Origin of the sequence: Streptomyces pseudovenezuelae (assembly GCF_029892565.1) — a bacterium.
GTDB lineage: Bacteria > Actinomycetota > Actinomycetes > Streptomycetales > Streptomycetaceae > Streptomyces > Streptomyces pseudovenezuelae_A.
In genome coordinates, this window is record NZ_JARXVH010000001.1 from 37296 (window position 1) to 59641 (window position 22346).

Consider the following 22346-nt stretch of genomic DNA (forward strand, 5'->3'; position numbering starts at 1 on the left):
CTGGATCAGCGGGTGACGAGCACGTCGACGACGGCGGTGGTGCCCTCGGCCACGGCCTTGAGGGCGCGCTCCAGCGCGGGCACGAGCGCGTCCGTGGTGTCGACGGTCTCGGTGTGCATGCCGAACGGCTCGGCGAACTGGGCGAGTCGGGGCAGCCGGTGCAGGTCGGTGCCGAGCCACTCGCCGGTCTCTGCGGCGGCGCCGTCGGGGTAGAAGCGACGGTGGTTGAGATTCATCGACTTGTAGACACGGTTGTTGAACACCACGATCAACAGCGGGAGTTCGTACGCCTTGGAGGCGTCGTACGACTGGATGACCGGGTTGTAGGCGAACGCGCCGTCGCCGATGGTGAGCACCACCGGACGCTGTGGCGCGGCGAGTTTGACGCCGAGCGCGACCGCGATGCCCTGGCCGAGTCCGCCCTGGACGTAGAAGTACGAGTCGGGGGCGTCGGTCTGCATGTGGCGCTTGACGACGCGGCTGTGGGTGATGGTCTCGTCGACGACGATGGCATCCTCACCGTCGAGGAGTGTGCGCAGGGTCGCGGCGACGAGCACGGGGTCGATGCCCTCGCCGTCGGCGGCCTTGGTCTCAGCGGCGGTGACGGCGGCCAGTTCGGCGGTGTGCCGCTGCTCCTGGGCCGTGCGGCGGGCGGTGACCGCTGCCTCGTCGAGATCCTTCGCCCGCTTGGTCAGCTGGCGCAGGGTGTTGGTGACGTTGCCTTCCAAGTAGCGGTCGGCGAACAGGACTTGGTAGACGACGTGCGGGCGCTGCGGCACCTCGTCGATCACGACGATCCGCGCCTTGGCGGGGCGGCGCGAGGGCGGGTAGAAGGGGGCGCGGCTGGCGAGCGCGGCGGGCACCCGGCCGAAGGGCACCGGGCGTCCCTCGACCTGGAGTTGGCCGTGGTCGGGCCGCTGCCGTCCGGACAACAGGTCGAACAGCCGGGACTGGGCGTCCCCTGCGGGCCCGAGGACGGCCACGATCTCGCCCTTGCGGACGTCGACGGTGAAGTCCCGGATGGCCCGGCCGTGGGTCAACCCCCGCACCGAGATGCCAACTTCGTCCTTGGGTGTGGGCCGTTCGGGCCGGGTGGACACGACATCGCGGCCGACCATGGCCCGTATGAGGCCGACGTGGTCCATCTCCGACGCGCGCGCCGTGCGGACCACTCCCCCGTCCCGCAGGACGGTGAGGCGGTCGGCGACGGCCATGACCTCGTCGATGTAGTGCGAGATGTAGACGACGGCGACGCCCTCGTCCCTCAACGTCCGTACCAGAGCGCGGATCTGGTCCGCGGACTCGGCGCTCAGGCAGGCGGTCGGTTCGTCGAGGATCAGGATCCGGCCGCCGCGGCGGACCTCGCGAGCCACCTCGACCATGGTCTGTTCGGCGACGCTGAGCGAACCGGCGGTGCGCTCCACGTCGATGTCGATGCCGAGCCCGTGCAGGGCCCTGCGGGCCTCCTGCCGGACGGTCCGCCAGCGCACGGTGCGGCCCCGGGTGGGCAGGTCGCCGAGCATGACGTTCTCGGCGACGGTCAGTCCCATAGCCAGCTCGCGGCGCTGCGGGACCGAGGCGATGCCGAGCCGGCGGGCCTTGCGCACGGTCAGTCCGTGCTGGACGTGCCCGTCGACCTCGATCGTGCCGCCGTCGGCCTGGTGGATCCCGGAGAGGATCTGGACCAGCGTCGACTTGCCGGCGCCGTTCATGCCCATCAGGGCGTGGATCTCGCCGGGGTACAGGTCGAGGTCGACGCCTTTGAGGGCGGCGGCCCCGCCGAAGCTCTTGCTGACGCCCCGGACGCGGAGCACGGCCGCGGGCCTGTCCTCCACGGCCGGGTTGTTGGCCGGGGTCACGGCGGCACCTCCCTGCGTGCTCGGGCCGGTCAGGGAACTCACGGCTGCGGCCGGTCGGCGGCGGCGACACGTCCGTAGCCGCTGATGTCCGGGAAGGGCGGCTCCTTGTCGGCCTGGAGGTCCACCTGGAAGGTGTTCAGGCACATGCCGAGCATGGTGAAGTTGCCGAGCGCGCCGATGGTGTCGACCAGTCCCTTGGAGCCGAAGTGCTCAAGGGCCGCGGCGAAGGTCTCGTCGGTGACGAAGTGCTCGTCGAGGATCTCGCGGCAGAACTGGTAGAAGGCCTGGTCGACTTGGCTGTCGAAGACGGCCTCGCGCTTCTCGGCGATGGCCTTGACCGCGGCCTCGGGGACACCGGCCTCGACCGCCTGGTGCACATGCGCGTTCCAGGAGTACTGGGCATCCCAGTTGCGGGCGGCCATCAGCAGCGTCAACTCGCGCAGATGCTTGGGCAGGCTGCAGTCGAACCGGGCGAACGCACCGAGGGACTCGGCCCGTTCGCACATCTCCGGGCTGTGCAGCCAGACCCGGAAGGGACCGCGTACCGCACCGCGCCGGCCGGCTATGCGGGCGGCCAGCTCCTGCTGCCGCGGATCCATTTCCTCTTCGCTGAGAACGGGGAGCCTCATCTGGCCGTACCTGCCTTTTCTTTCCGGCGCATTTCGGGCACGGAACGGGAAACCGTCCGACGCGAGCCGACCGTACAGCCGGGTTCCGGAAGCTCAGCCCCTCCCGGACTGCAACGTAAAACTGCACGCTGGAGGGCACCCATCCACGCGCGCGCGACCTAACGTCGGTCGACACAGCGGCGTTGGGATCAGCGCCGCTGGACGTCGAAGGTACGGAGAGGAAGTCCGGATGACCACGATCATCAAGGTCGCGTCGGTGCCGCCGCTGGACCGAGGGGGTGCCGTCGTCTCGACGCCGCTGATCACCACGCCGTCGGCCGGCGGGGAGAACAGGATCACCAGCGGGATGAGCGTCTATCCGGTCGGCTCCGGTGCCCCGCTGCACTCGCACAACTGCGACGAGCACGTGACGGTCCTGGAGGGCGAGGCGGAGGTGTGGGTCGACGGCGAGGTGACCAAGCTGGAGCGGTTCGACACCACGTATGTCCCGTCGCCGATCCCGCATCTGTTCCGGAACATCGGCGACGTACCGCTGCGCATCCTGTGGGTGTACTCCTCCGGCTATGTGACACGGACGTTCACGGAGACGGGGAAGACGGTGGAGCACCTGTCGGACGAGGACCAGATGGGCGCGAACTGACCGCCTCCCGCGCCTGCTTGAGAACGCCGGACGCCGGCCCCGCATCCCGTGGGGTGGCCGGCGTTCGTCCTTGTCCCCGTCGAGCGGGTGCGGGTCCCCTCGTCAGTGCGCGGTGACCAGCTTCCGCTCGCTGCCGCTCGGCGTGTCCGACTTGGCGCTGCGCAGCGCCGCGATGCCGATGAAGACCATGGACGAGACACCGGCGAGCGCGAAGGCGGTGAAGCCCCAGTCGCCGTTGCCTGCGGCGAGCAGCTGGCCGCCCAGCCACGGGCCGAAGACGGCGCCGAAGCGGCCCATGCCGGAGGTCCAGCCCACCGCGGTGGCACGGTTGTCTGGCGTGGAGCGGATCGAGACGGTCGCGTAGATCATCGTCTGGGCGCTGTTGAGGAAGACGCCGGTCAGGAAGACGACCAGCATCGTCACCGCCTGCGCCATGTGGACACCGAGCAGGAAGACGCCCACGGCGGTGAGCGCGAACCAGATCGCCGAGATGCGCGGTGCGCCGAACCGGTCGGCGGCGCGCCCGGCGACGAGCATGCCCACGATGCCGCCGAGGTTGAAGACGACGACGAAGGTCAGGGCGTTGGCCAGCTCGTAGCCCTCGGCGCGCATCAGGGTGGGCAGCCAGGTGGCGACGCCGTAGACCAGCAGCAGTCCGCCGAAGGAGGCCAGCCAGTACAGCAGGGTCTGGATCCATTCGCCGCCGCGGAACAGGCCGACCAGGGCGTCCCAGCGGTCCGCGGCGGTCTTCTTGCCGGCCGCGGCCGGGAGTTCGACGTCGTAGCGGGTGGCGAGTTCGCGGGCTTCCTCGGTACGCCCCTTGGCGACCATGAAGCTCAGCGACTCGGGCAGGAACTTGGCGAGCACCGGCGCGAAGACCAGCGGGACCACGCACACCCAGAAGGCGGCGCGCCAACCGACCGGATCCACCAGCCACTTGGCGACGTAGGCGGAGAGGATGCCGCCGGCGTGATGGGCGGTCATCAGCATGCCGATGGTGATGGCGGTGCGGCCGCGCGGGGCGTAGTCGGAGACCATGCTGATCGCGGTCGGCAGCAGACCGCCGAGGCCGACGCCCGCGAGGGTCCGGCCCAGGCCGAAGACCTCAAGGCTGCTGGAGATCGCGCAGATCCCCGAGGCCAGCGAGAAGAGCGTCACACAGGCGACCATCAGCTTCTTGCGGCCGATCCGGTCCGCGATCGTGCCCGCGGTCAGCGCGCCCACCAGCATGCCGAAGGTCGCGTAGCTGCCGAGGTCGCCGGCCTGGTCGGCGGTGAGCCCGAAGGTCTTCGTCTCCAGCAGGTGCGGCAGCACCGAGCCGTAGATGAACATGTCGAGCCCGTCGAAGAGCACGCCCAGCCAGCACAGGCCGACGACGATCAACGCCAGTCTGCTGCCGCGGACGGACAGGGCGGGCGAGGGGGACGGGGAAGCGGAGGGGGAGGAAGACATCGTTGGTTACCTCTCGTGCGTGGTGCGCCAGACGCTAAGGAGTCACCCCGTGGATAGTCAACGTTTTTGTCAACAATCTCATCGACAGTTGCTCGGGGTGGCTCTCGCGCACCGCTCAGCCGACCGGCGGCGTCCCGTGCGTGTGGAAGGACTCGATGGTCTTCAGCCCCCAGGCCTGCCCCTTCTTCCGCTCCTCCTCGGTCCAGGTGATCAGCGGCCAGTCGGGCGCCAGGACGAGGCGGGTGAGCGGGTTGCACAGCTCGATCCGGTTGCCGCCCGGCTCGTAGACGTACAGGAAGAACGTCTGCTGGATGGCGTGCTTGTGCGGGCCCGTCTCGATGAACACGCCTGTGTCGATGGCGAGATCGGCCGCGCGCAGGATGTCCTCGCGGGTGTCGGTCGCGAAGGCGATGTGGTGCAGCCGACCGGTCGAACCAGTCCAGTCCTCGGTGTAGACGACGTCGTACGACTTGTTGGTGTACGTCAGCCAACGCGCCGCGATCCGGCCGCTGTCGAGCCGGATCTGCTCCGTCGGCCGGGCGCCCAGCACCTGTTGCTGGAACTCGGCACTGGACAGCACGTCCGCGGCGAGGAAGTTGATGTGGTCCAGACGCCGTACACCCACGCCCCGGTTGGGCTTGGCCTGCGGCTGGTTCTTCAGCGCGGGCTTCAGCCCGTCGGGGGCCTGGTAGTACTCGCTCTCCCAGTACAGGGCGTGCTCGTGGCCGTCCGGGTCGGTGGTCAGGTAGAGCCTGCCGAGCCCCGGCTCGTCCTCGACCCACTTGCCGCTGCCGCCGGCCTCCTCGATCGCCGTCACCCGGCGCTGGAGGGCCTCCTCGCCGGAGGTGCGCAGGGCGAGCCGGCCGAGGCCGGGCTGCTCGCGGGCGGTGAGGACCAGGCTGTGGTGCTCGTAGTCGTCGAAGGTCCGCAGGTAGACGGTGTCGCCGTCCTGCCCGTTGACAGTCAGCCCGAGGTAGTCGGTGAAGAAGGCGACACTGGCGTCCAGGTCCGGGGTGAAGAGCTGGGCGTGGCCGATATGGGCGATGTCACCGAGCGGCGGAGCCATCGTTGCCTCCAAGGGGTCGTACGGGTGCGGGAGTTGGGGCGGTGGCGGCAGGCCGGGGGAAGACCGTGCCGTCGAAGATCTTGCGTGCGGTGCGCACCACGGCGGTCCTGGGGACCACGGGAGCGGCGTCACCGGACCCGGGGGCCACGCTAGTTTCGATGTCCAGGAATCCACTGGGATGTTCGATGCGAATTCGGTCACTTTGTGCGGACACTTCTGTTTGTACGGGTATTTCCGCGATGTCCTCCCCCACCCCGCCCGGCAGCAGCAGCCCCGCCGCCACGCTCGCGGCGCCCAGGACGCCGATCGAGGTGTGGCAACGCACCGGGATGAAGGTGCGGGTCATGACGGCGCCGCCGTCCGTGGGCGGTGCGAGCAGGCTGAGCTTGGGCACGGTGGTGCCCTCGACGTCACCGAGGCCCATCAGCTTGCCGGCCTCCAGGCGGATCTCCCGGAGCCGTTCGGCGAGGCTGAGGTCCTCTTCCAGGTCCTTGGGCGCCTCGTAGCCGGTGACGTCCAGTGCGGCGGCCGGGATCAGGACGACCGGCATGCCGTTGTCGACGCAGGTCACCTCGGTGCCGGCGATCACGTCCCGGATGCGTCCCGTCGGCAGCAACGGGCTGCTGCCCTGCGGGAATTCGATCACCACGGGCGCCGCGGTGCCGGGCACGCCGGATATCTCCGCGGTGCCGGAGTAGTCGACCCGCCCGCCCGGGGTGGGGAAGGTCGCGATGGCGAGTTCCCCGGTGTTGAGCATGCGGATGCGGACGGACGTCTCGCCGGCACCGGCGGCCACGAGCCCCCGCTCCACGGCGAACGGGCCTGTCCCGGCAAGGATGTTGCCGCAGTTCTGCCGGTCGGTGACCTCGGGGCGGTCGACGGCGACCTGCAGGAACAGGTAGTCGACGTCCGCCTCGGGGTCGGCCGATGCGGAGACGACCGCCACCTTGCTGGTCAACGGGTGGGCGCCGCCCAGTCCGTCGATCTGGCGCGGATCGGGGCTGCCCATGACGCGCAGCAGCAGGTCGTCGCGTTCGGCGGGGTCCGCCGGCAGGTCCTCGGCCAAGAAGTAGGCGCCCTTGGAGGTGCCGCCGCGCATCAGCATGCAGCGGACCTCCTCGGGCCCGCCGGTCACGGCCGCTCCCCCGCGTACTCCTCATAGGTCTTGTACTCGACGCCGAGCCGCTGCAGCGTCTCCCTCAACCCGTAGCGGTCCAGGCCGAGTTGGCCTTCCAGGAAGGCGGCGCGGGTGGCGGCCTCCTTGGCCTCGCGGGCCTCCGACTTCTCGGCGCTCTCGCGGGCCGTCTCGCGCGGTACGACCACCACGCCGTCGTCGTCGGCGACGATCACGTCACCGGGGCGGACGACCTGGCCGTCGATGGCGATCGGCACGTTGACCGAGCCGCCGGTGGCCTTGACGGTGCCCTGGGAGGAGACGGCGCGGGACCAGCCGGGGAAGCCCATGTCGCGCAGTTCCTGGGTGTCGCGGATGCCCGTGTTGAGGACGACGCCGCGCACCCCGCGGTGTTGCAGCGCGGTGGCGAACAGCTCGCCGAACAGGCCGTCCGTGCAAGGGGAGATGGTGGTGACGACCAGGATGTCGCCCTCGCCGCACTGCTCCACGGCGGCATGGATCATGAGGTTGTCGCCGGGCCAGCCGAGCACGGTGACCGCGGTGCCCGCGACCCGAACTCCCTGCTGGACAGGGCGAATTGACGGTCCCAGCAGACCGGTGCGGCCCATCGCCTCGCTGATGGTGGCCACGCCGAAGCCGGCCAGCGCGTCGACGTCCTTGGCGTCCGCCTTCGGCGGGTTGGTGACGATCACACCGCCCATGGCTATGCCAACTCCTTCGCGATCTGCGGGAACGGCCGCATGTACGCCTCGGCCATGGTGGTGTGTGCGAGCCCCAGGTTCGGGCCGGCGTTGCGCTTGAGCTGGACACCGCGGCGGACGGCGAGGTCGGTGTAGTAGGCCCACAGGTGCTGCTGGGCGCCGAGGCACTCCATCGCCTTGCGCTTGGTGTCCCACACCTCGGTGATGTCGAGCAGGACCTCCGGCTTGAAGCCGCTCATCTCCGGCTGGTGCGGCTCGAAGAAGAAGACCGGCGGGGCGCCGATGATGTCGCCCTCGCCCGGGTAGCCGATGGCCTGCGCGAGGATGCGGGCCTCCAACGCCATCCGGTTGGCGGCCGGATGGTCGCCGTTGTACGGATCCTCGGTCGGGTGCGTGAGCACCACGTCCGGCTGGGTCTCGCGGTAGACGGCGACGAGTTGGTCGGTCAACTCGGCGGTGGCGACCAGCGGGTAGTCGCCGGCGTCGAAGAAGCGGACCTCGGCGCCCAGGGCGGCGGCGGCGCGCTCGGCCTCCTCCCGGCGGAGCGCCTTGATCTCCGCCAACTGCCTGCCCTCCCGCCACGCCTTGGCGGACTCACCGCGCTCACCGAAGGTCAGACACGCGACGGTGACCTTCTCCCCGCGGGCGGCGGCCAGGGCTATGGCGCCGCCCGCCCGCCACACGAAATCCCCGGCGTGCGCCGTGACGACGAGCGTGGACCGTGGGGTGGCGGGCGCGTTGGCCTGGGTCATTGCTGCAGTCTCCTTGTGGACAGGTGGGCGCCCGCCCCGTGCGTTCCTCGGCGCGGATCAGTCGCGCAACGCCTCGATCACGCTGATGAGATGGGCGCGGACGGCCGCCTCGGCCGCCTGCGGATCCCTGGACCTGATCGTCTCGATCATCGCCAGATGCTCGTTCAGGGAGTGCTGCGGACGCCCCGGGCGCAACGCCAACTGGAAGCGGTGACGCACCAGTTGGGCGTTGAGCCGCTCCAGCAGGTCCACGGCCGTCGCCTGGCCCGAGTACTCCCGGACCTTGGCGTGCAGCTCCTGGTTGAGCTCGGAGTAGGTCACCGGCTCACCGTCGGCCACGGCCTTGGTCATCGCCGTGCCCAGCACCGTGAGTTCGGCGAGCTGCTCGTCGCTGGCCAGAGTGGCGGCCTTGGCCGCGCACAGTCCTTCGAGGACCATGCGGCACTCGGTGATGGCGACCGCTTCCTCCACGGTCACCACCCGCACCCGCGAACCCCGGTTGCGGATCCGCTCGACCAGTCCCTGGGACTCCAGGTCGATGAGTGCCGCACGAATGCTGGCCCGGGTCACACCGAACTGCTCGGCGAGCTCGTTCTCCACCAGTCGCTGTGCCGGTGCCATCTCGCCGTGCAGGATCGCCTGCCGCAGCTGCGCGAGCGCATGCTGCTTGGCCTGCTCCCCGGTGCTCGGACGGGCTTCTTTGAGCATCGTGCCCTCCCTGAGTGAGTGCTTGTCGAACCTAAATCTAGCCAAACAAGATTGTCAACAATTTTGTCTGCCGTATTGCCCGCACGAAGACAGGAGCGCTACGTTCCCTGGGCGGCGCCGCCAGTCAGATCCTTCCGCCTCCCTCCGGAAAGGAACCCGCATGAGGCGACCACGCCTGTCGTACCGCCCGTCCCGTGCCAGAGCCGCCCTCCTGGCCGCGGTCGCCGCGGCCGCGCTCACCGTCACGGCGGTCCTGGTGGCCCCCACCAGCTCCGCCGGCCCCACCACCGTGACGACCACCGCGGGCCGGGACCTGCCCGTCACCCAACCCACGCTGACCTGCGCCCAGTTGGCGGCCCAGGACTTCAGCAGGCTCGACGGCGCCGCCACGAGCATCACCGCGGCCACCGTCGTCGCCAAGAGCGCCACCAACAAGTACGAGTACTGCAAGGTCACCGGAGTCGTCGCCCCGCAGATCCACTTCGAGCTGCGGCTGCCGACGCAGACCTACCGCGGGCGCTACCTCCAACTCGGCTGCGGCGGCTACTGCGGCAACGTCAACGTGACCACCTCCCCCGCCGCCACCGCGGGCTGCGCCCCGCTCACCGACGGCACCTTCGTCGTCGGCCAGGACGACGAGGGGCACACCGGCACCGGCGGCGCCGACGTCTGGGCCACCGACCCGCAGCTCAAGGTGGACTTCGGCTACCGCTCCGAGCACGTCGTCGCCGTCGCCTCCAAGGCGATCGTCAAGTCCTTCTACGGCGCCCGGCCCGCCTACTCCTACTACTCGGGCTGCTCCGACGGCGGCCGCGAGGCCCTGTTGGAGGCGCAGCGCCACCCCGACGACTTCGACGGGATCCAGGCCGGCGCGCCCGCCTTCAACCAGACGGCCCTCAACGGGTTCGAGGAGGCCTACCTCGGCACCGTCGACTTCCGCGCCGACGGCTCGGTGATCCTCCCCGCCGCCAAGCTCGACATGCTGCACGCGGCGGTCATCGCCAAGTGCGCGGACGAGGGGATCGGCAACGGCACCATCCAGGACCCGGACGCCTGCGACTTCGACCCGGCCGCGCTCCGGTGCCCGGACGACGAGGACGCCGCGAACTGCCTGACCGGCGAGCAGGTCACCGTCGTACAGAAGATCTACCGGGGCGTGACGGCCCCGGACGGCACCCACCTCTACAGCGGCGGCGAGGCCAAGGGCTCCGAGCCGCAGTGGGCGGGGCTGGTCATCCCCAAGGACGGTCAGACGCAACAGGACCTCTTCATGTACCGGATCGGCTCGGGCTTCCTGCGCTGGCTGGGCACCTGGACGGCGAAGCCTCAACTGGAGCTGACCGCCGACCTGTTCACCAAGCGAAGCTTCGAGAAGACCATGAAGGAGTTCGCCGGCATCTACGACGCCACCGACCCCGACCTGACCCCGTTCTACAAGTCGGGCGGCAAGCTGATCATGTGGCACGGCCTCGCCGACGGTTACATCCCGCCCACCGGCTCGATCGCCTACCGCCAGGCGGTGCTCGACACGGTCGGCAGCGCGACGGCCGACCGGTTCTACCGCTTCTACACCGTCCCCGGCATGTTCCACTGCTCCGGCGGCTACGGGGCGACCAGCGTCGACTTCCTGTCCCCGTTGATGGACTGGACGGAGTCCGACAAGGCCCCGGGCGCGGTCACGGCGGCGAAGCTCGACAGCGACGGTTCCGCCGCCTACACGCGGCCGGTGTATCCCTACCCCCAGCAGGTGAAGTACGCCGGCACCGGCGACAAGGACAACGCCGCCAACTACGTGGCGTACACCCCGAAGGGCAAGACGGCTGACGACGCCTTCCGTTGGGCGGGCGCGCCGTTCAAGTCCGGCACCCAGTTGTGGTGCGAGAGCACGAACGGCCGCGACATGAGCTGCACGCGGCGCAGGTCGAAGAGCTGACGGGCGGGCCCGGCGGTATGTCAGGGCCGCCGGGCCCTTCGTCGTACGGCCTCCGGGTCAGCGGGCGGTAGGGACGACCTTCGGCAGCGGGTCCTCCGCGTGGGCGACGAAATCGTCGGTCAACCGGTGGAAGAGCGTGGCGAGTTGTTCCAGGTCCTCGTCGGACCAGCCGGCCAGGGCCAGTGCCATGCCCCGCCTGCTGGCCTCCCGGATCCGCTGGACGGCGGCGAGACCGAGGTCGGTGAGCTGGACGCGCTGGGCCCGGCGGTCGTCGGGATCGACGACACGGACCACATAGCCGCCCCGCTCCAGCTGCCGTAACTGGCGGGTGACATGGGACGCCTCGACGGACAGCCGCACCGCCAGCACCCCGGGCCGCAGCGGCTCACTCTCGGCGATGTTCCGCAGGATCGTCACCGCGGCCCGGTCGAGATCCAGCCCCGCCACCGTCATCAGACGCTCGTGCTGCCGGGCCCGGCCGGCCAAGTACGTGATCCGGCTGAGGACTTGCTCGATCTCGACCACGGTCGCGGAGACGGGTGCCGGGGCGGATCGGGGTGCGGGCATACGGGCCAGACTAGATCCACTTGCCTAACTTAAGCAATATCCAGGACGAGTGAATGGTTGCTTGACTTAAGTAATCCAACTATGCTTGCCTAAGTCAAGCAAGCCAGCCCATCTGACCCGCCCACCCTCATCCACCCAGGCCGGGGCCGCATCTAGCGGATGCGGCTCCAGTGCGCCGAACCCGTGGGGACGGGGAACGGCGCAGTCGACGGGCCCGGCGACCGGAACACTCCCCCCGTCCGGCGCCGGGCCCGGCGACACCTCTTTTCGGTGCGTCCCGTTATCAGTGCCTCCAGAAAGCGAGTCTCCCCATGGCCACCATGAAGTCCGTCAAGACCGGCGACCGGAACCACATCGCCGTGGTGGACGTCGAGCGTCCCGTGCCGGGCCCGAAGGACGTCCTGATGAAGGTGCGCGCCTGCGGCATCTGCGGCACCGACACCTTCTTCCTGCACATCGGTGGCATGCCCGCCGGAGCCGACGGTTCGATGCGCTCCATCCCGCTGGGCCACGAGCCGGCCGGCGAGATCGTGGAGGTGGGCGCCGAGGTGACGGACCTGAAGGTCGGCGACCGGGTGGTGGTCAATCCGCAGGGCGTGCCCTCCGGCATCATCGGGTGCGGCGGCGAGCACGGCGCGCTGAGCGAGTACCTGCTCCTGGAGGACGCCGAGATCGGCAGGACGGTGACCCTCTTCCCCGACACCGTGCCCTTCGACGTCGCCGCGCTCAACGAGCCGATGGCGGTCGCCCGGCACTGCGTCAACCGCTCCGAGGCGAAGCCGGCCGACAAGGTCGTGGTCTTCGGCGCCGGGCCCATCGGGCTGGGTGCGACGATCTGGCTGAAGCTGCGCGGGGTGGAGCACGTGGTCGTCGCCGACGTGATCCCCGAGCGACTGGAGACCGCGCTGGCCGTCGGCGCGGACGCCGTCATCAACTCCGCCGAGGAAGATGTCACCGCCCGGCTGACGGAGCTGCACGGCCAGGCGGCCAACGCGCTCGGACAGCCCCGGGCCGGCACGGACATCTACATCGACGCCGCCGGTGTCGCGGCCGTCGTCAACACCACGATCGACTCCGCCAAGTGGGGCGCCAAGCTGGTCATGGTCGCCGTACAGAAGAAGGGCGCGGACATCGATCTCGGCGGCATGCTCCGCAGCGAGTTGACCCTGATCGCCTCGCAGGGCTATCCGACCGAGATCTTCGAGGTCACCCCCGAACTCGTCGAGCACCACGAGCGTTTCGCCCAGCTGATCAGCCACCGCATCCCCTTCACGGAGGCCGAGCACGCCTTCGAACTCGCGTTGACGCCGGGGGCGGCGGAGAAGGTCGTCGTCACGTTCGACGCCTAGGGCTCCGCCGGGGGGGGCGGGTGTCTTCCGTTCGCCTGGAGGGGCGCCGTCGCCGTACGGCATGGGGGGCACGCGCATGTGCCGGTCCGGTGGGTTCCACAGCGCGGACGCGAGGATTCTTGACGGCCTGCGCGGATCGGACGCCTGCAGTGGCCCGACGGCGCAACGGTCTCGTCTCGTGGGGCGAGTGAGGCGGAGTGGCGCCGTGAGGCCGTGCCTCCGCAGGCCGAGGTCAGCGGTGTCGGCGCTACGTCAGATCGCGGCAGCGGCATCCGCGAGCGGCGCGGACGGTCGTACGCCGGTCCCACCGACGCCTGTGTCGACGTCCACGTCACCCACCCCCACACCGCTCCTCAGCCCCCCCGACCCCCAGGACCCTCGGTGTCTCGCACAGGAACCCCACCTCCATGACCGACAACCTGCAGCCTCCCCCGTCCCGCCGCCCCCGTACCGTCGACGCGGTCGTCGCCGTCGCCCTCTTCGCCTGTTCGTTCCCCGGCAGCCTGATCACGCTGCCGGGGCGTGACCTCGGGGTGGCGTGGTGGCCCGGCGTGCTGTTGGCCGGCGTCTCCTGTGTCGGTCTGCTCTGGCGCCGCTACCGGCCCCGCGCCACCGTCGTCCTGACCCTCGGGTGCGCGATGGCCGCGGCCGCGCTCGGTTACCTCCTCACGGTGCTGCTCCTCGCGCCGCTGATGGTGGCCCTGTACTCGCTGGCCGTCGGCACCGACCGCAGGACCGCCAACACGTTCACCGTCACCGGGATCGCGCTGCTGGTGGGCACGGGCGTACTCGTCGGCCCGGCCGGCGAGCCGCTGGTGCTGAGGCTGCTCGGGCCGGCCGCGTGGCTGCTGTTGCCGACCTCCCTGGGCACGGTGACCCGGCTGCGAGCGGCCTATCTGGATGCGGAGCGGGCCCGCGCCGAACACGCCGAGCGCACCCGGGAGGAGGAGGCACGGCACCGGGTCACGGAGGAACGGATGCGCATCGCCCGCGATCTCCACGACGTCGTCGCCCACCACCTGGTGCTGGCCAACCTCCAAGCAGGCGCCGTCGCCCGGCAGTTGCCGGGACGGCCGGACGAGGCCGTGCGGATCGCCTCCGATCTGACCGGGACGACCGCCTCGGCGCTACGCGAACTCAAGTCCACCGTCGGCCTGTTGCGCCGCGAGGGCGACACCGACAAGCTCACGGGCAACGCGGACAGGCCCCCTGAGCCCACCCCGGGGCTGGCCCAACTCCCGGAGCTGGCAGCCTCGTTCGAGAACGCCGGGCTCGCGGTCACCGTCAGCACCGAAGGCGAACCCGGTCCCCTCTCCACCGGCGCCGACCTCACGGCGTACCGCATCGTGCAGGAGGCCCTCACCAACGTCACCAAGCACGCCGGCGTCCACTCGGCCGAGGTGCGGCTCGTCTACACGCGGGACCGGCTGACGGTGACGGTCGCCAACGGCGGCGGGGCGAGGTCGGGCACCGGCTCTCCCCCAGGCGGCTACGGCGTCATAGGCATGCACGAGAGGGCCCGTTCCGTCGGCGGACACATCCGAGTGGGCCCACGACCCACCGGCGGCTTCGAGGTCATCGTCGAACTTCCCCTTGGCGCCCACCAGTTGGAGCGAACCTCAGCCGACTGAGCCCCCCTCTCCATGTAGCCCCGGCCGCCCGGGGAGCCGCCCCACAAAACACCCACTTGCTTAAGTCAATCAATTCTGTTTATGCTTGCGTAAGTCAAGCAATGACCCCTTGCCGGAGGCCCAGCCATGTCCGACGCCCTGACCCGACCCGCTGACGCGGGGACCGCCGCCCCGCCGAAGCCGAACGCCGTGGTGGCGGTCCTGGCCCTGGCCGGAATCGTCGTCTCGCTGATGCAGACCCTGGTCATCCCGATCGTCCCGGAGCTGCCCACCCTGCTGCACGCCTCCGCGTCCAACACCGCCTGGGCGGTCACCGCCACCCTGCTGGCAGCGGCGGTGGCCACGCCGGTCGTCGGCCGGCTCGGCGACATGATCGGCAAGCGGCGCATGCTGCTGGTCAGCATCGTGCTGCTGGTGTCCGGCTCCGTGGTCTGCGCTTTCGCCGACTCGCTCGTTCCGATGATCATCGGTCGCGCTCTGCAGGGTCTGTCGGCCGCCGTGGTGCCGCTGGGCATCAGCATCATGCGGGACGCGCTGCCCGCGGACCGGCTGGCGGGGTCCACCGCACTGATGAGTGCCTCACTGGGTGTGGGCGGTGCGCTGGGGCTGCCCACGGCGGCGTTCATCGCCGACAAGTGGGACTGGCACCTCCTGTTCTGGGCCTCGGCCGTGCTGGGTGCCGTCGCCTTCGTGATGGTGCTGCTGATCGTGCCCGAGTCCAGGGTGCGTACCGGTGGCCGCTTCGACCTGGTCGGTTCGCTCGGACTGTCCGCCGGTCTGCTCTCCCTGCTGCTCGCCGTCTCCAAGGGCGGCGACTGGGGCTGGACCTCCGGCACCACCCTCGGCCTGGGCGCCGCCGCCGTACTGATCCTGCTGGCCTGGGGCTGGTGGGAGCTGCGATCCAAGCAGCCGCTGGTCGACCTGCGGACGACCGCCAAGCCGCAGGTGCTGTTCACCAACCTGGCCTCGATCGCCCTCGGTTTCTCGATGTTCGCGATGTCCCTGGTCCTGCCCCAGCTGTTGCAGCTGCCCGAGCAGACCGGCTACGGCCTGGGCAAGTCGATGCTGACCGTCGGTCTGGTGCTCGCGCCGCAGGGCCTGGTCATGATGGCCATGTCCGCCGTGTCCGCGCGGGTCACCAAGGCCAAGGGCCCCAAGGTCACCCTCATGATCGGCGCGCTGATCGTCGCCTCGGGCTACGCCCTCAACATCGCCTTGATGAGCGAGGTCTGGCACCTCGTCCTGGTCTCCTGCATCATCGGCGCCGGAGTCGGCTTCACCTACGGCGCCCTGCCCGCCCTGATCATGGGCGCGGTCGACCCGTCCCAGACCGGCGCCGCCAACAGCCTCAACACCCTGATGCGCTCCTTGGGCACCAGCTTCGCCAGCGCGCTGGCCGGCGTCATCCTGGCCCAGATGACCACCGACTTCGGCGGTCACGCCCTCCCGTCGGAGAGCGGCTTCAAGGTCGTCATGGCCATCGGCGCCGGAGCCGCGCTGCTCGCCTTCCTCGTCGCCTCCTTCATCCCGCGCCGACAGGCACCGGCCCCGGCGGCGACCGAGTCGGACGACCGGCCCGAGGCCGTCACGGCGAAGGCCTGACACCCGCTCGACCACAACCGCCGTACAGACGGCCGTCGTCCCGCTCCGGCGGGCGGCGGCCGTCCGCCGTATCCGGACAACTCATCCCGGGCACGGGCTACTTGATGACCGCGTTGGCCACCACCACGACCACGCCCAGCAGCGCGTCCACCGCCCCGATGGCCACGGCGACCGGCCAGGAGCGGTGCGACCAGCGGGCCGTCACCAGACCCAGCGTGAACAGCAGCACGATGTTCAGGGCGAACGCCGCGTACTCCACGTCGTCCGCCGGCCACCAGCCCCAGCCGGCCCCGGCGAGCACCAGCACCGTCGGCAGCACCGCCGTGACCAGGGGCCACTCGTCGCCGAGGACGCGCAGGGCGTCCCAGCGGCGGTGCGGGCCGCGCTCGGCGATGTAGTGGGCGTAACCGTGCGCGAGGGCGGAGGCTGCCGCGGTCACCAGCAGCCAGGCGGCGTCGTAGAGGCGGCTGTCCTGGGAGGTGTGGCCGTACTGGGTGAGTGCCGCGACCATCGAGCAGGCCAGTACGGAGCCGTAGACACCGCCGAAGAGGATCGCCTCGCGCGTGTCGTGCCGGCGCGGCGCGGGGACGACCGCCGTGGAGTCCGTCATGCCATCGACGATCACCCGGCCCGGGCCGCCCCGCCAGTCCGGGCCCGCCCGACGAAGTCTCCTCCCACCTGGGCCGATACCGCACACACCGTCCACGCCCGGTCGGCGGACGAGCTCGCTAGGGTCCGGGTATGACCGACAGCTTCGTACTCCACATCCCCGACACCGAGCTCGAACCCGAGCCCCTCGACCCCGCGCAGATCGTCTCCGGAACGCCCGAGGTGACCAGCAAGGTGGTCTGGGAGTCGGCGGACGGGCGGCAGATCCGGGGCGTCTGGCAGATCACGCCGGGGGTCGTCACGGACACCGAGGCGGACGAGCTGTTCGTGGTGATCAGCGGGTCGGCGACGATCGAGGTCGAGGGCGGGGCAACGCTGCGGGTCGGGCCCGGGGACCTGGCGGTGCTGCACGCGGGCGACCGTACGACGTGGACGGTGCACGAGACGCTGCGGAAGGCGTACGCGATCAATCTGTGAGGGTGGTCGGGGGTGCTGCGGTGGTGCCCCTGATCTTGAGGGTCGGCGCGGCCAGGTGGACCCGGCCCGCTCCCCCGGGCGTCTCGAAGCGGTCCAGGAGGCAGCGGGCGGCGCGGCGGCCGACCTCGTGCGGAGCCGTGTCGACGGTGGTCAGCCATACGTGGCGCAGCCGCGCGATGCTCGTGTTGTCGTAGCCCGTCACGGACACGTCCCGGGGGACCCGCAGCCCCAGTTCCTCGGCCGCCGAGAGGGCGCCGACGGAGGCGATGTCGTTGACGGCGAGCAGCGCGGTGGGCCGGTCCTGGCGGCCGAGCAGCCGGACGGCGGCGCGGTAGCCACCCTCCTCGGTCATGTCGCCGGCCTCGACCCGGGCCCCGTCCGCGAGGCCGTGCGCCCGCATCGTCGCCTCGAAGCTGCGCCGCCGCAGCTCGCCGACGGCGCCGTACCCGGCGATGTGCGCGATCCGGCGGTGGCCGAGCCCGATGAGGTGCTCGGTGACCAGGCGCGCGCCTCTCTCGTCGTCGCCCGCGCAGACGTCCACGCCCGGCAGCACCGGCTCCCGGGCGCCCGCCACCACGACCGGCATCCGCTCGGCGATCGTGCCGAGCACGGCCGGATCCGGGAGGGTGCCGACCACCACGAGGCCGTCCACGCCCAGGTCCAGGAAGGGGCCGGCGAGGTCGTCGCCCGTGCGGCGATTCAGGCGGGCGTCGGCGAGCAGCATGTGCAGGCCGTTGTCGCGCAGCAGGGAGTTGAGGCCGTCGAGGAGGTCGACGAACCACGGGTTGCGCAGGTCGTTGAGGAGCACGCCGACCGTGCGGGTGCGCTGTTCGCTGAGGCTGCGCGCGGCGGCGTTGGGCCGGTAACCGAGTTCCCGTACCGCCCGCAGCACGGCCTCCCGCCTCTCGGGGCGCACCTGATCGGAGCCGCGCAGCACGAGCGAGACCAGCGACTTGGACACGCCGGCCCGCTCGGCCACGTCGCGGATCGTCGGCGGTCTCATGTTCTGGACCGTTCCATGAGCCGTCGCGGCTTGTCAAAGGGTCCGGCGAGGGTTGACAGTGACGGAGCAGGGGCTTCAGGGTGGGCTGGACAGATTGTGGACCGGTCCAAAGAGGGGCTGTCATGGTGGATTCGCTCGGTGTCGCCGTCGTCGGGTTCGGCTGGATGGGCCGGGTGCACACCCAGGCGTACGCCCGCGTCCTGCACCACTATCCGCGGCTGCCCCTGCGTCCGGAGCTGGTGACGGTCGCCGAGGAGGTGCCCGGCCGGGCCGAGGAGGCCGCCGCGCAGTTCGGGTTCGCCTCGACGGCCCGCGACTGGCGCGAGGTCGCGCGGGATCCGAGGGTCCAGGCGGTCAGCATCACCGCCCCGAACTTCCTGCACCGCGAGATCGGTGTGGCGATGGCCGAGGCCGGCAAGCACATCTGGATCGAGAAGCCGGTGGGCCTGACCCCGGCGGACGCCGGGGCGGTGGCCGACGCGGTCGCCAAGGCCGGCGTCCAGGGTGCGGTCGGCTTCAACTACCGCAACGCGCCCGCCGTCGAGGCCGCCCGCGAGCTCATCTCCTCCGGCGCGATCGGCACGGTCACCCACGTCCGCATCCGGCTCTTCAGCGACTACGCGGCCCACCCCGACGGCGCCCTGACCTGGCGCTACGAGCGTGAGCGCGGCGGCAGCGGGGTCCTGGGCGACCTGGCCTCGCACGGCGCCGACCTGGCCCGGTACCTGCTCGGCGACATCGCCTCCCTGATCGCCGACACGGCCGTCTTCATCCCGGAGCGGGCCCGCCCCACCGGCGCCACCGCCGGCCACACCCGGGCCACGGGCGGCGAGCTCGGCCCGGTCGAGAACGAGGACTACGTCAGCTGCCTGCTGCGCTTCGCCTCCGGCGCCCGCGGTGTCCTGGAGGCCTGCCGGGTCTCGGTCGGCGAGCAGAACAACTACGGCTTCGAGGTGCACGGCACCGAGGGCGCGGTGTCCTGGGACTTCCGCCGGATGAACGAGCTGGGCGTCAGCCGCGGCACCGACTACCAGGACCAGCCCGTCAGCACGGTCTACGTCGGCCCGGGCGACGGCGAGTTCGCCGCCTTCCAGCCGGGCGCGGCCAACGCCATGGGCTACGACGACCTCAAGGTGATCGAGGCCCACCGCTTCCTGCGCTCCATCGCGGAGGGCGGCGCGTACGGGGCCACGCTGCCGGACGCGGTGCACAGCGCCGCCGTGGTGGACGCGATGGTGCGGTCGGCGGAGAGCGGGTCCTGGGTCAACGTCCAGGCGTAGGGCCGGACTTAGGTCCGGATCCGGGCAGGGTCGCCAGCAACTCCACGCCCTTGGCCAGCGCGTCGGCGACGGACGGCGGCGGAGCGTCCGGGACGCCCGGGACCCACCCCCGCCGCCGGGTCCTGGCCGCGAGCGGGAGTTCCACCTGAACGCCTCCCCTGCGGGCCAGGTTCACCGGGTTCCTGGCGTGCTGGCCGCGCAGGGCCACGGGGATCTCGTCGAGGTCGGTGACCGCCTCGAACTCCGGCCGCAGGGCGCCGAATCCATCGGCGAGAAGCCGCGCCGCGGGCCGATTCCCGCCGCCGAGGAAGATGGATCGCGGCGCCGCGGGTCGCATGTGGCCGTGCAGGGAGACCACCAGCTCGACATGGGCCAGGAAGTCCCGCAGGAGCGCGCAGTGTTCCACCGCCATGCGCGGGGACGGGATGTGCACCGGCTGCCGGACGCCGGGCTGTGTGAAGACCAGACTGGTGGCGTCGCAGCGTCCCGCCACGGACCCTGCGAGTTCCGCCGTACCGCCTTCGTTGCTGCCGTGCAGCGCGAGCAGTCCGAGTTCGCCGCCCACAGTGAGCGTGGCGAGCAGCCTGACGCCTTCGATCTCGACCTGTTCGGTCCTCATGGTCACTCCCGTCCCCTCAACCCGTCCCCTCAACTCGCCGCCTGTGACGGCAGGTTGTAGGGCGTGACGACCTGGATCGAGGACGGCAGGGTCGGTCCGGCGGGCGGCAGGGCGCCGTTGGCGCGCATCACGATGTGGCAGGCCTCCCGCATGTCCTGGCGCAGGTCGTGGTGGAGGACGGCGGACAGGCGGTGCGCGCGCAGCAGCCGGGTGTTGTCGTGGTCGAGGTCGTGCGCGACGAACACCGCGCACTCGCGGCCCAGGTCCTCGAAGGCCCTGAGGGTGGCGTTGTTGCCGCCGCCGATGGAGTAGACGGCCCGGATGTCCGGGTCGCGTTCCAGCGCCGCCCGTACGAGGTCGTACTGGGTGGCGTCCAGGCCCTGGCCCTCGGCGATCTCGACCAGGGCGCGCTCGGGGTAGCGGGTGCGCATCGCGCTGCGGAAGCCCATCTCGCGCTCCTCCTCGTTGCGGAAGAAGCCGCTGCTGAGACTGGTGAGGACATTGCCGGGGCGGTCGCCGAGCCACTGGCCCATGAGGTACGCGGCGGTCGCGCCGGCGGCCCGGTTGTCGATGCCGACGTAGGCGAGCCGGGCGGTGGCGGGCAGGTCGGTCACCAGGGTGACGACGGGGATGCCGGCCTCCGCGAGCCGGGCCACGGCGGCGGTGACCTCGGGGACGTCGGGCGCCTTGAGGATCACGCCCTGCGAGCCCCGCCGGCCGATGCGGTCCAGGGTCCGGGTGAGTTCCTGCACCGGGCCGGTCTCGCGGAAGTGGAAGCGCGAGCGGACGACGGCCGGGTGCAGGGAGGGGAGTTCCGCCTCCAGGGCGCCGCGTATCGCGGTGGAGAAGCGGTCGGGCGTCTGCATCACGATGTCGATCATGAAGGTGCGGCCGACCAGCCGGACCTGGGTGCGCTGCCGGTCCAGGTCGGCTATCGCCTGCCGGACCTCGCGCTGGGTGCTCTCCCGGACCCCGCCCCGGCCGTTCAGCACCCGGTCCACCGTGGCCTCGCTCAGACCCGCCTGACGTGCGATCTCGCGGATCGGGAAGGGGTGACCCACGGACGACTCCTTGAAGGGTTTTTGATGGCTGCCTGCTGGTTGTTCGAGGGGTTTGTACTGACAAGAATGACAGAGCTGGGTCACTCCGTTTCCGAGAGGACGACGATGTCCTTCATTTCCGTCCGCAGCCGTGCGCGGCTGTCCGAGCAGGACTGCGATCTCAACGCATTCCGCACCCTCGCCGAGACGGTCACCGACCTCGCCGAGTACCCGTACGCCACCGGCGTCGAGCGCGACGTCCTGGTCTACGACAGCGGCCTCCTGCGCAAGACCGAGGAACCGGCCGCCGTCGAGGACGAACTCGTCCGGGCGCTCGCCGACGGGCCCGGCATCGTGGTCCTGAAGGGCGCCTTCCCCGACCTGTCCGTGGTCGACGGGCTGAGCACCGTGTTCGACGCGCTGATCGCCGAGCAGCGTGCCTCGGGCGTGAGCGCCGGCGACCACTTCGCGAAGCCGGGCGCCAACGACCGGGTGTGGAACGCGCTGGAGAAGGCGGCCCTGTACGACCCCGAGGCGTTCGCCGACTACTACGCGAACGACATGGTGGCGCTGGTCTCGGCCGCCTGGCTGGGCCCGGGCTACCAGGTCACCTCGCAGGTCAACGTGGTCAACCCGGGCGGCGCGGCACAGACCGTGCACCGGGACTACCACCTGGGCTTCCTGTCCAACGAGGCCGCGGCCGCCTATCCGGCGCACGTGCACGCCCTCTCCCCCGTGCTGACCCTCCAGGGCGCGGTGGCGCACTGCGACATGCCGGTCGAGTCCGGGCCGACGATGTACCTGCCGCACTCCCAGAAGTACGAGCCGGGCTACCTGGCGTGGCGGCTCCCGGAGTTCCGGGCCTACTTCGAGGCGCACCACGTGCAGCTTCCGCTCGCCAAGGGCGACGCGGCCTTCTTCAACCCCGCACTGTTCCACGCGGCCGGCACCAACCGGTCCGCGGACATCCGGCGCGCGGCCAACCTGCTCCAGGTGTCCTCCGCGTTCGGGCGGGCCATGGAGACGGTGGACCGCGAGGCGGTCGCGAACGCCGTGTTCCCCGCCCTGCTCCGGCGCCGTGCCGAGGGCGTCGGCGAGGAGTGGCTGGAGAACGTGATCGCCGCGAGCGCCGAGGGCTACCCCTTCCCGACCAACCTCGACAGCGACCCACCCGTCGACGGCCTCGCCCCGCCCTCCCAGGCGGACGTGGTGCGGCGGGCGCTGCGCGAGACATGGACACCCCGGGCTCTGCGCGACGAGCTGCGGGCCTGCGCCGAGCGGCGCGAGAGCTGAG

Annotated in this window: 21 protein-coding genes; 8 read left to right on the forward strand and 13 right to left on the reverse strand. The window is 70.9% G+C overall.

Features of this window, described 5'->3' with window-relative positions; genetic code table 11:
• Window positions 1-5: 5 nt before the first annotated feature.
• Window positions 6-1859, reverse strand: coding sequence for an ATP-binding cassette domain-containing protein (locus M2283_RS00180; RefSeq protein WP_280873823.1), 1854 nt, complete (start codon window positions 1857-1859; stop codon window positions 6-8).
• Window positions 1860-1897: 38 nt separating this feature from the next.
• Window positions 1898-2458, reverse strand: a complete 561-nt coding sequence (locus M2283_RS00185; RefSeq protein ID WP_280874664.1) for a carboxymuconolactone decarboxylase family protein — start codon at window positions 2456-2458, stop codon at window positions 1898-1900.
• Window positions 2459-2717: 259 nt separating this feature from the next.
• On the opposite strand from M2283_RS00185, the gene M2283_RS00190 reads away from it, so the two are divergent.
• Window positions 2718-3128: a cupin domain-containing protein gene (locus M2283_RS00190; protein WP_280873824.1), complete on the forward strand. Its 411-nt coding sequence runs from the start codon at window positions 2718-2720 to the stop codon at window positions 3126-3128.
• 102 nt (window positions 3129-3230) lie between these two features.
• On the opposite strand, the gene M2283_RS00195 is transcribed toward M2283_RS00190, so the two are convergent.
• The 6 genes from M2283_RS00195 to M2283_RS00220 all read right to left on the reverse strand — a co-directional run bounded on the left by M2283_RS00195 (window position 3231) and on the right by M2283_RS00220 (window position 8942).
• On the reverse strand, window positions 3231-4580 hold the full coding sequence (locus M2283_RS00195) for an MFS transporter (RefSeq protein WP_280873825.1): 1350 nt from the start codon (window positions 4578-4580) through the stop codon (window positions 3231-3233).
• 115 nt (window positions 4581-4695) lie between these two features.
• On the reverse strand, window positions 4696-5646 hold the full coding sequence (locus M2283_RS00200; protein WP_280873826.1) for a catechol 2,3-dioxygenase: 951 nt from the start codon (window positions 5644-5646) through the stop codon (window positions 4696-4698).
• Window positions 5627-6751: a 4-oxalomesaconate tautomerase gene (locus M2283_RS00205; protein ID WP_280874665.1), complete on the reverse strand. Its 1125-nt coding sequence runs from the start codon at window positions 6749-6751 to the stop codon at window positions 5627-5629. The genes M2283_RS00200 and M2283_RS00205 overlap by 20 nt, the downstream gene beginning before the upstream one ends.
• 26 nt (window positions 6752-6777) lie before the next feature.
• Window positions 6778-7482 (reverse strand): 4-carboxy-4-hydroxy-2-oxoadipate aldolase/oxaloacetate decarboxylase, encoded by a 705-nt coding sequence (locus M2283_RS00210; protein ID WP_280873827.1) that lies wholly within the window; start codon window positions 7480-7482, stop codon window positions 6778-6780.
• A 2-nt stretch (window positions 7483-7484) separates the two neighbouring features.
• Entirely contained in the window at window positions 7485-8234 is a 750-nt protein-coding gene (locus M2283_RS00215) for a PIG-L deacetylase family protein (RefSeq protein WP_280873828.1), read from the reverse strand.
• A gap of 57 nt (window positions 8235-8291) precedes the next feature.
• A complete protein-coding gene (locus M2283_RS00220; RefSeq protein ID WP_280873829.1) occupies window positions 8292-8942 on the reverse strand; it encodes a GntR family transcriptional regulator in 651 nt (216 codons plus the stop codon).
• 160 nt (window positions 8943-9102) lie between these two features.
• On the opposite strand from M2283_RS00220, the gene M2283_RS00225 reads away from it, so the two are divergent.
• Window positions 9103-10875, forward strand: coding sequence for a tannase/feruloyl esterase family alpha/beta hydrolase (locus tag M2283_RS00225; protein WP_280873830.1), 1773 nt, complete (start codon window positions 9103-9105; stop codon window positions 10873-10875).
• A 57-nt stretch (window positions 10876-10932) separates the two neighbouring features.
• On the opposite strand, the gene M2283_RS00230 is transcribed toward M2283_RS00225, so the two are convergent.
• Window positions 10933-11442, reverse strand: a complete 510-nt coding sequence (locus M2283_RS00230) for a MarR family winged helix-turn-helix transcriptional regulator (protein ID WP_280873831.1) — start codon at window positions 11440-11442, stop codon at window positions 10933-10935.
• A gap of 311 nt (window positions 11443-11753) precedes the next feature.
• Here M2283_RS00230 and M2283_RS00235 point away from each other — a divergent pair, with 311 nt between their 5' ends.
• From M2283_RS00235 to M2283_RS00245, 3 genes are all read left to right on the forward strand, one after another.
• Window positions 11754-12791 carry a zinc-dependent alcohol dehydrogenase gene (locus M2283_RS00235; protein WP_280873832.1) on the forward strand — a complete coding sequence of 346 codons (1038 nt, stop codon included), beginning with the start codon at window positions 11754-11756 and terminating at the stop codon, window positions 12789-12791.
• A gap of 407 nt (window positions 12792-13198) precedes the next feature.
• Window positions 13199-14422 (forward strand): sensor histidine kinase, encoded by a 1224-nt coding sequence (locus M2283_RS00240; protein WP_280873833.1) that lies wholly within the window; start codon window positions 13199-13201, stop codon window positions 14420-14422.
• Window positions 14423-14548: 126 nt separating this feature from the next.
• Window positions 14549-16024: an MFS transporter gene (locus M2283_RS00245; RefSeq protein WP_280873834.1), complete on the forward strand. Its 1476-nt coding sequence runs from the start codon at window positions 14549-14551 to the stop codon at window positions 16022-16024.
• A 97-nt stretch (window positions 16025-16121) separates the two neighbouring features.
• Here the strand turns inward: M2283_RS00245 and M2283_RS00250 are convergent, their stop codons facing one another.
• Entirely contained in the window at window positions 16122-16634 is a 513-nt protein-coding gene (locus tag M2283_RS00250) for a hypothetical protein (protein WP_280873835.1), read from the reverse strand.
• A 131-nt stretch (window positions 16635-16765) separates the two neighbouring features.
• On the opposite strand from M2283_RS00250, the gene M2283_RS00255 reads away from it, so the two are divergent.
• A complete protein-coding gene (locus M2283_RS00255; RefSeq protein WP_280873836.1) occupies window positions 16766-17110 on the forward strand; it encodes a cupin domain-containing protein in 345 nt (114 codons plus the stop codon).
• On the opposite strand, the gene M2283_RS00260 is transcribed toward M2283_RS00255, so the two are convergent.
• Window positions 17100-18113, reverse strand: coding sequence for a LacI family DNA-binding transcriptional regulator (locus M2283_RS00260; protein WP_280873837.1), 1014 nt, complete (start codon window positions 18111-18113; stop codon window positions 17100-17102). The two genes, M2283_RS00255 and M2283_RS00260, sit on opposite strands and share 11 nt — an antisense overlap.
• A 122-nt stretch (window positions 18114-18235) precedes the next feature.
• Here M2283_RS00260 and M2283_RS00265 point away from each other — a divergent pair, with 122 nt between their 5' ends.
• A complete protein-coding gene (locus M2283_RS00265; RefSeq protein ID WP_280873838.1) occupies window positions 18236-19393 on the forward strand; it encodes a Gfo/Idh/MocA family protein in 1158 nt (385 codons plus the stop codon).
• Here the strand turns inward: M2283_RS00265 and M2283_RS00270 are convergent.
• Complete coding sequence (locus M2283_RS00270) at window positions 19377-20012, reverse strand: poly-gamma-glutamate hydrolase family protein (protein ID WP_280873839.1); 636 nt, start codon at window positions 20010-20012, stop codon at window positions 19377-19379. The two genes, M2283_RS00265 and M2283_RS00270, sit on opposite strands and share 17 nt — an antisense overlap.
• A gap of 29 nt (window positions 20013-20041) precedes the next feature.
• A complete protein-coding gene (locus M2283_RS00275) occupies window positions 20042-21073 on the reverse strand; it encodes a LacI family DNA-binding transcriptional regulator (protein WP_280873840.1) in 1032 nt (343 codons plus the stop codon).
• A 105-nt stretch (window positions 21074-21178) separates the two neighbouring features.
• Here M2283_RS00275 and M2283_RS00280 point away from each other — a divergent pair, with 105 nt between their 5' ends.
• A complete protein-coding gene (locus M2283_RS00280) occupies window positions 21179-22345 on the forward strand; it encodes a phytanoyl-CoA dioxygenase family protein (protein WP_280873841.1) in 1167 nt (388 codons plus the stop codon).
• Window position 22346 lies beyond the last annotated feature (1 nt).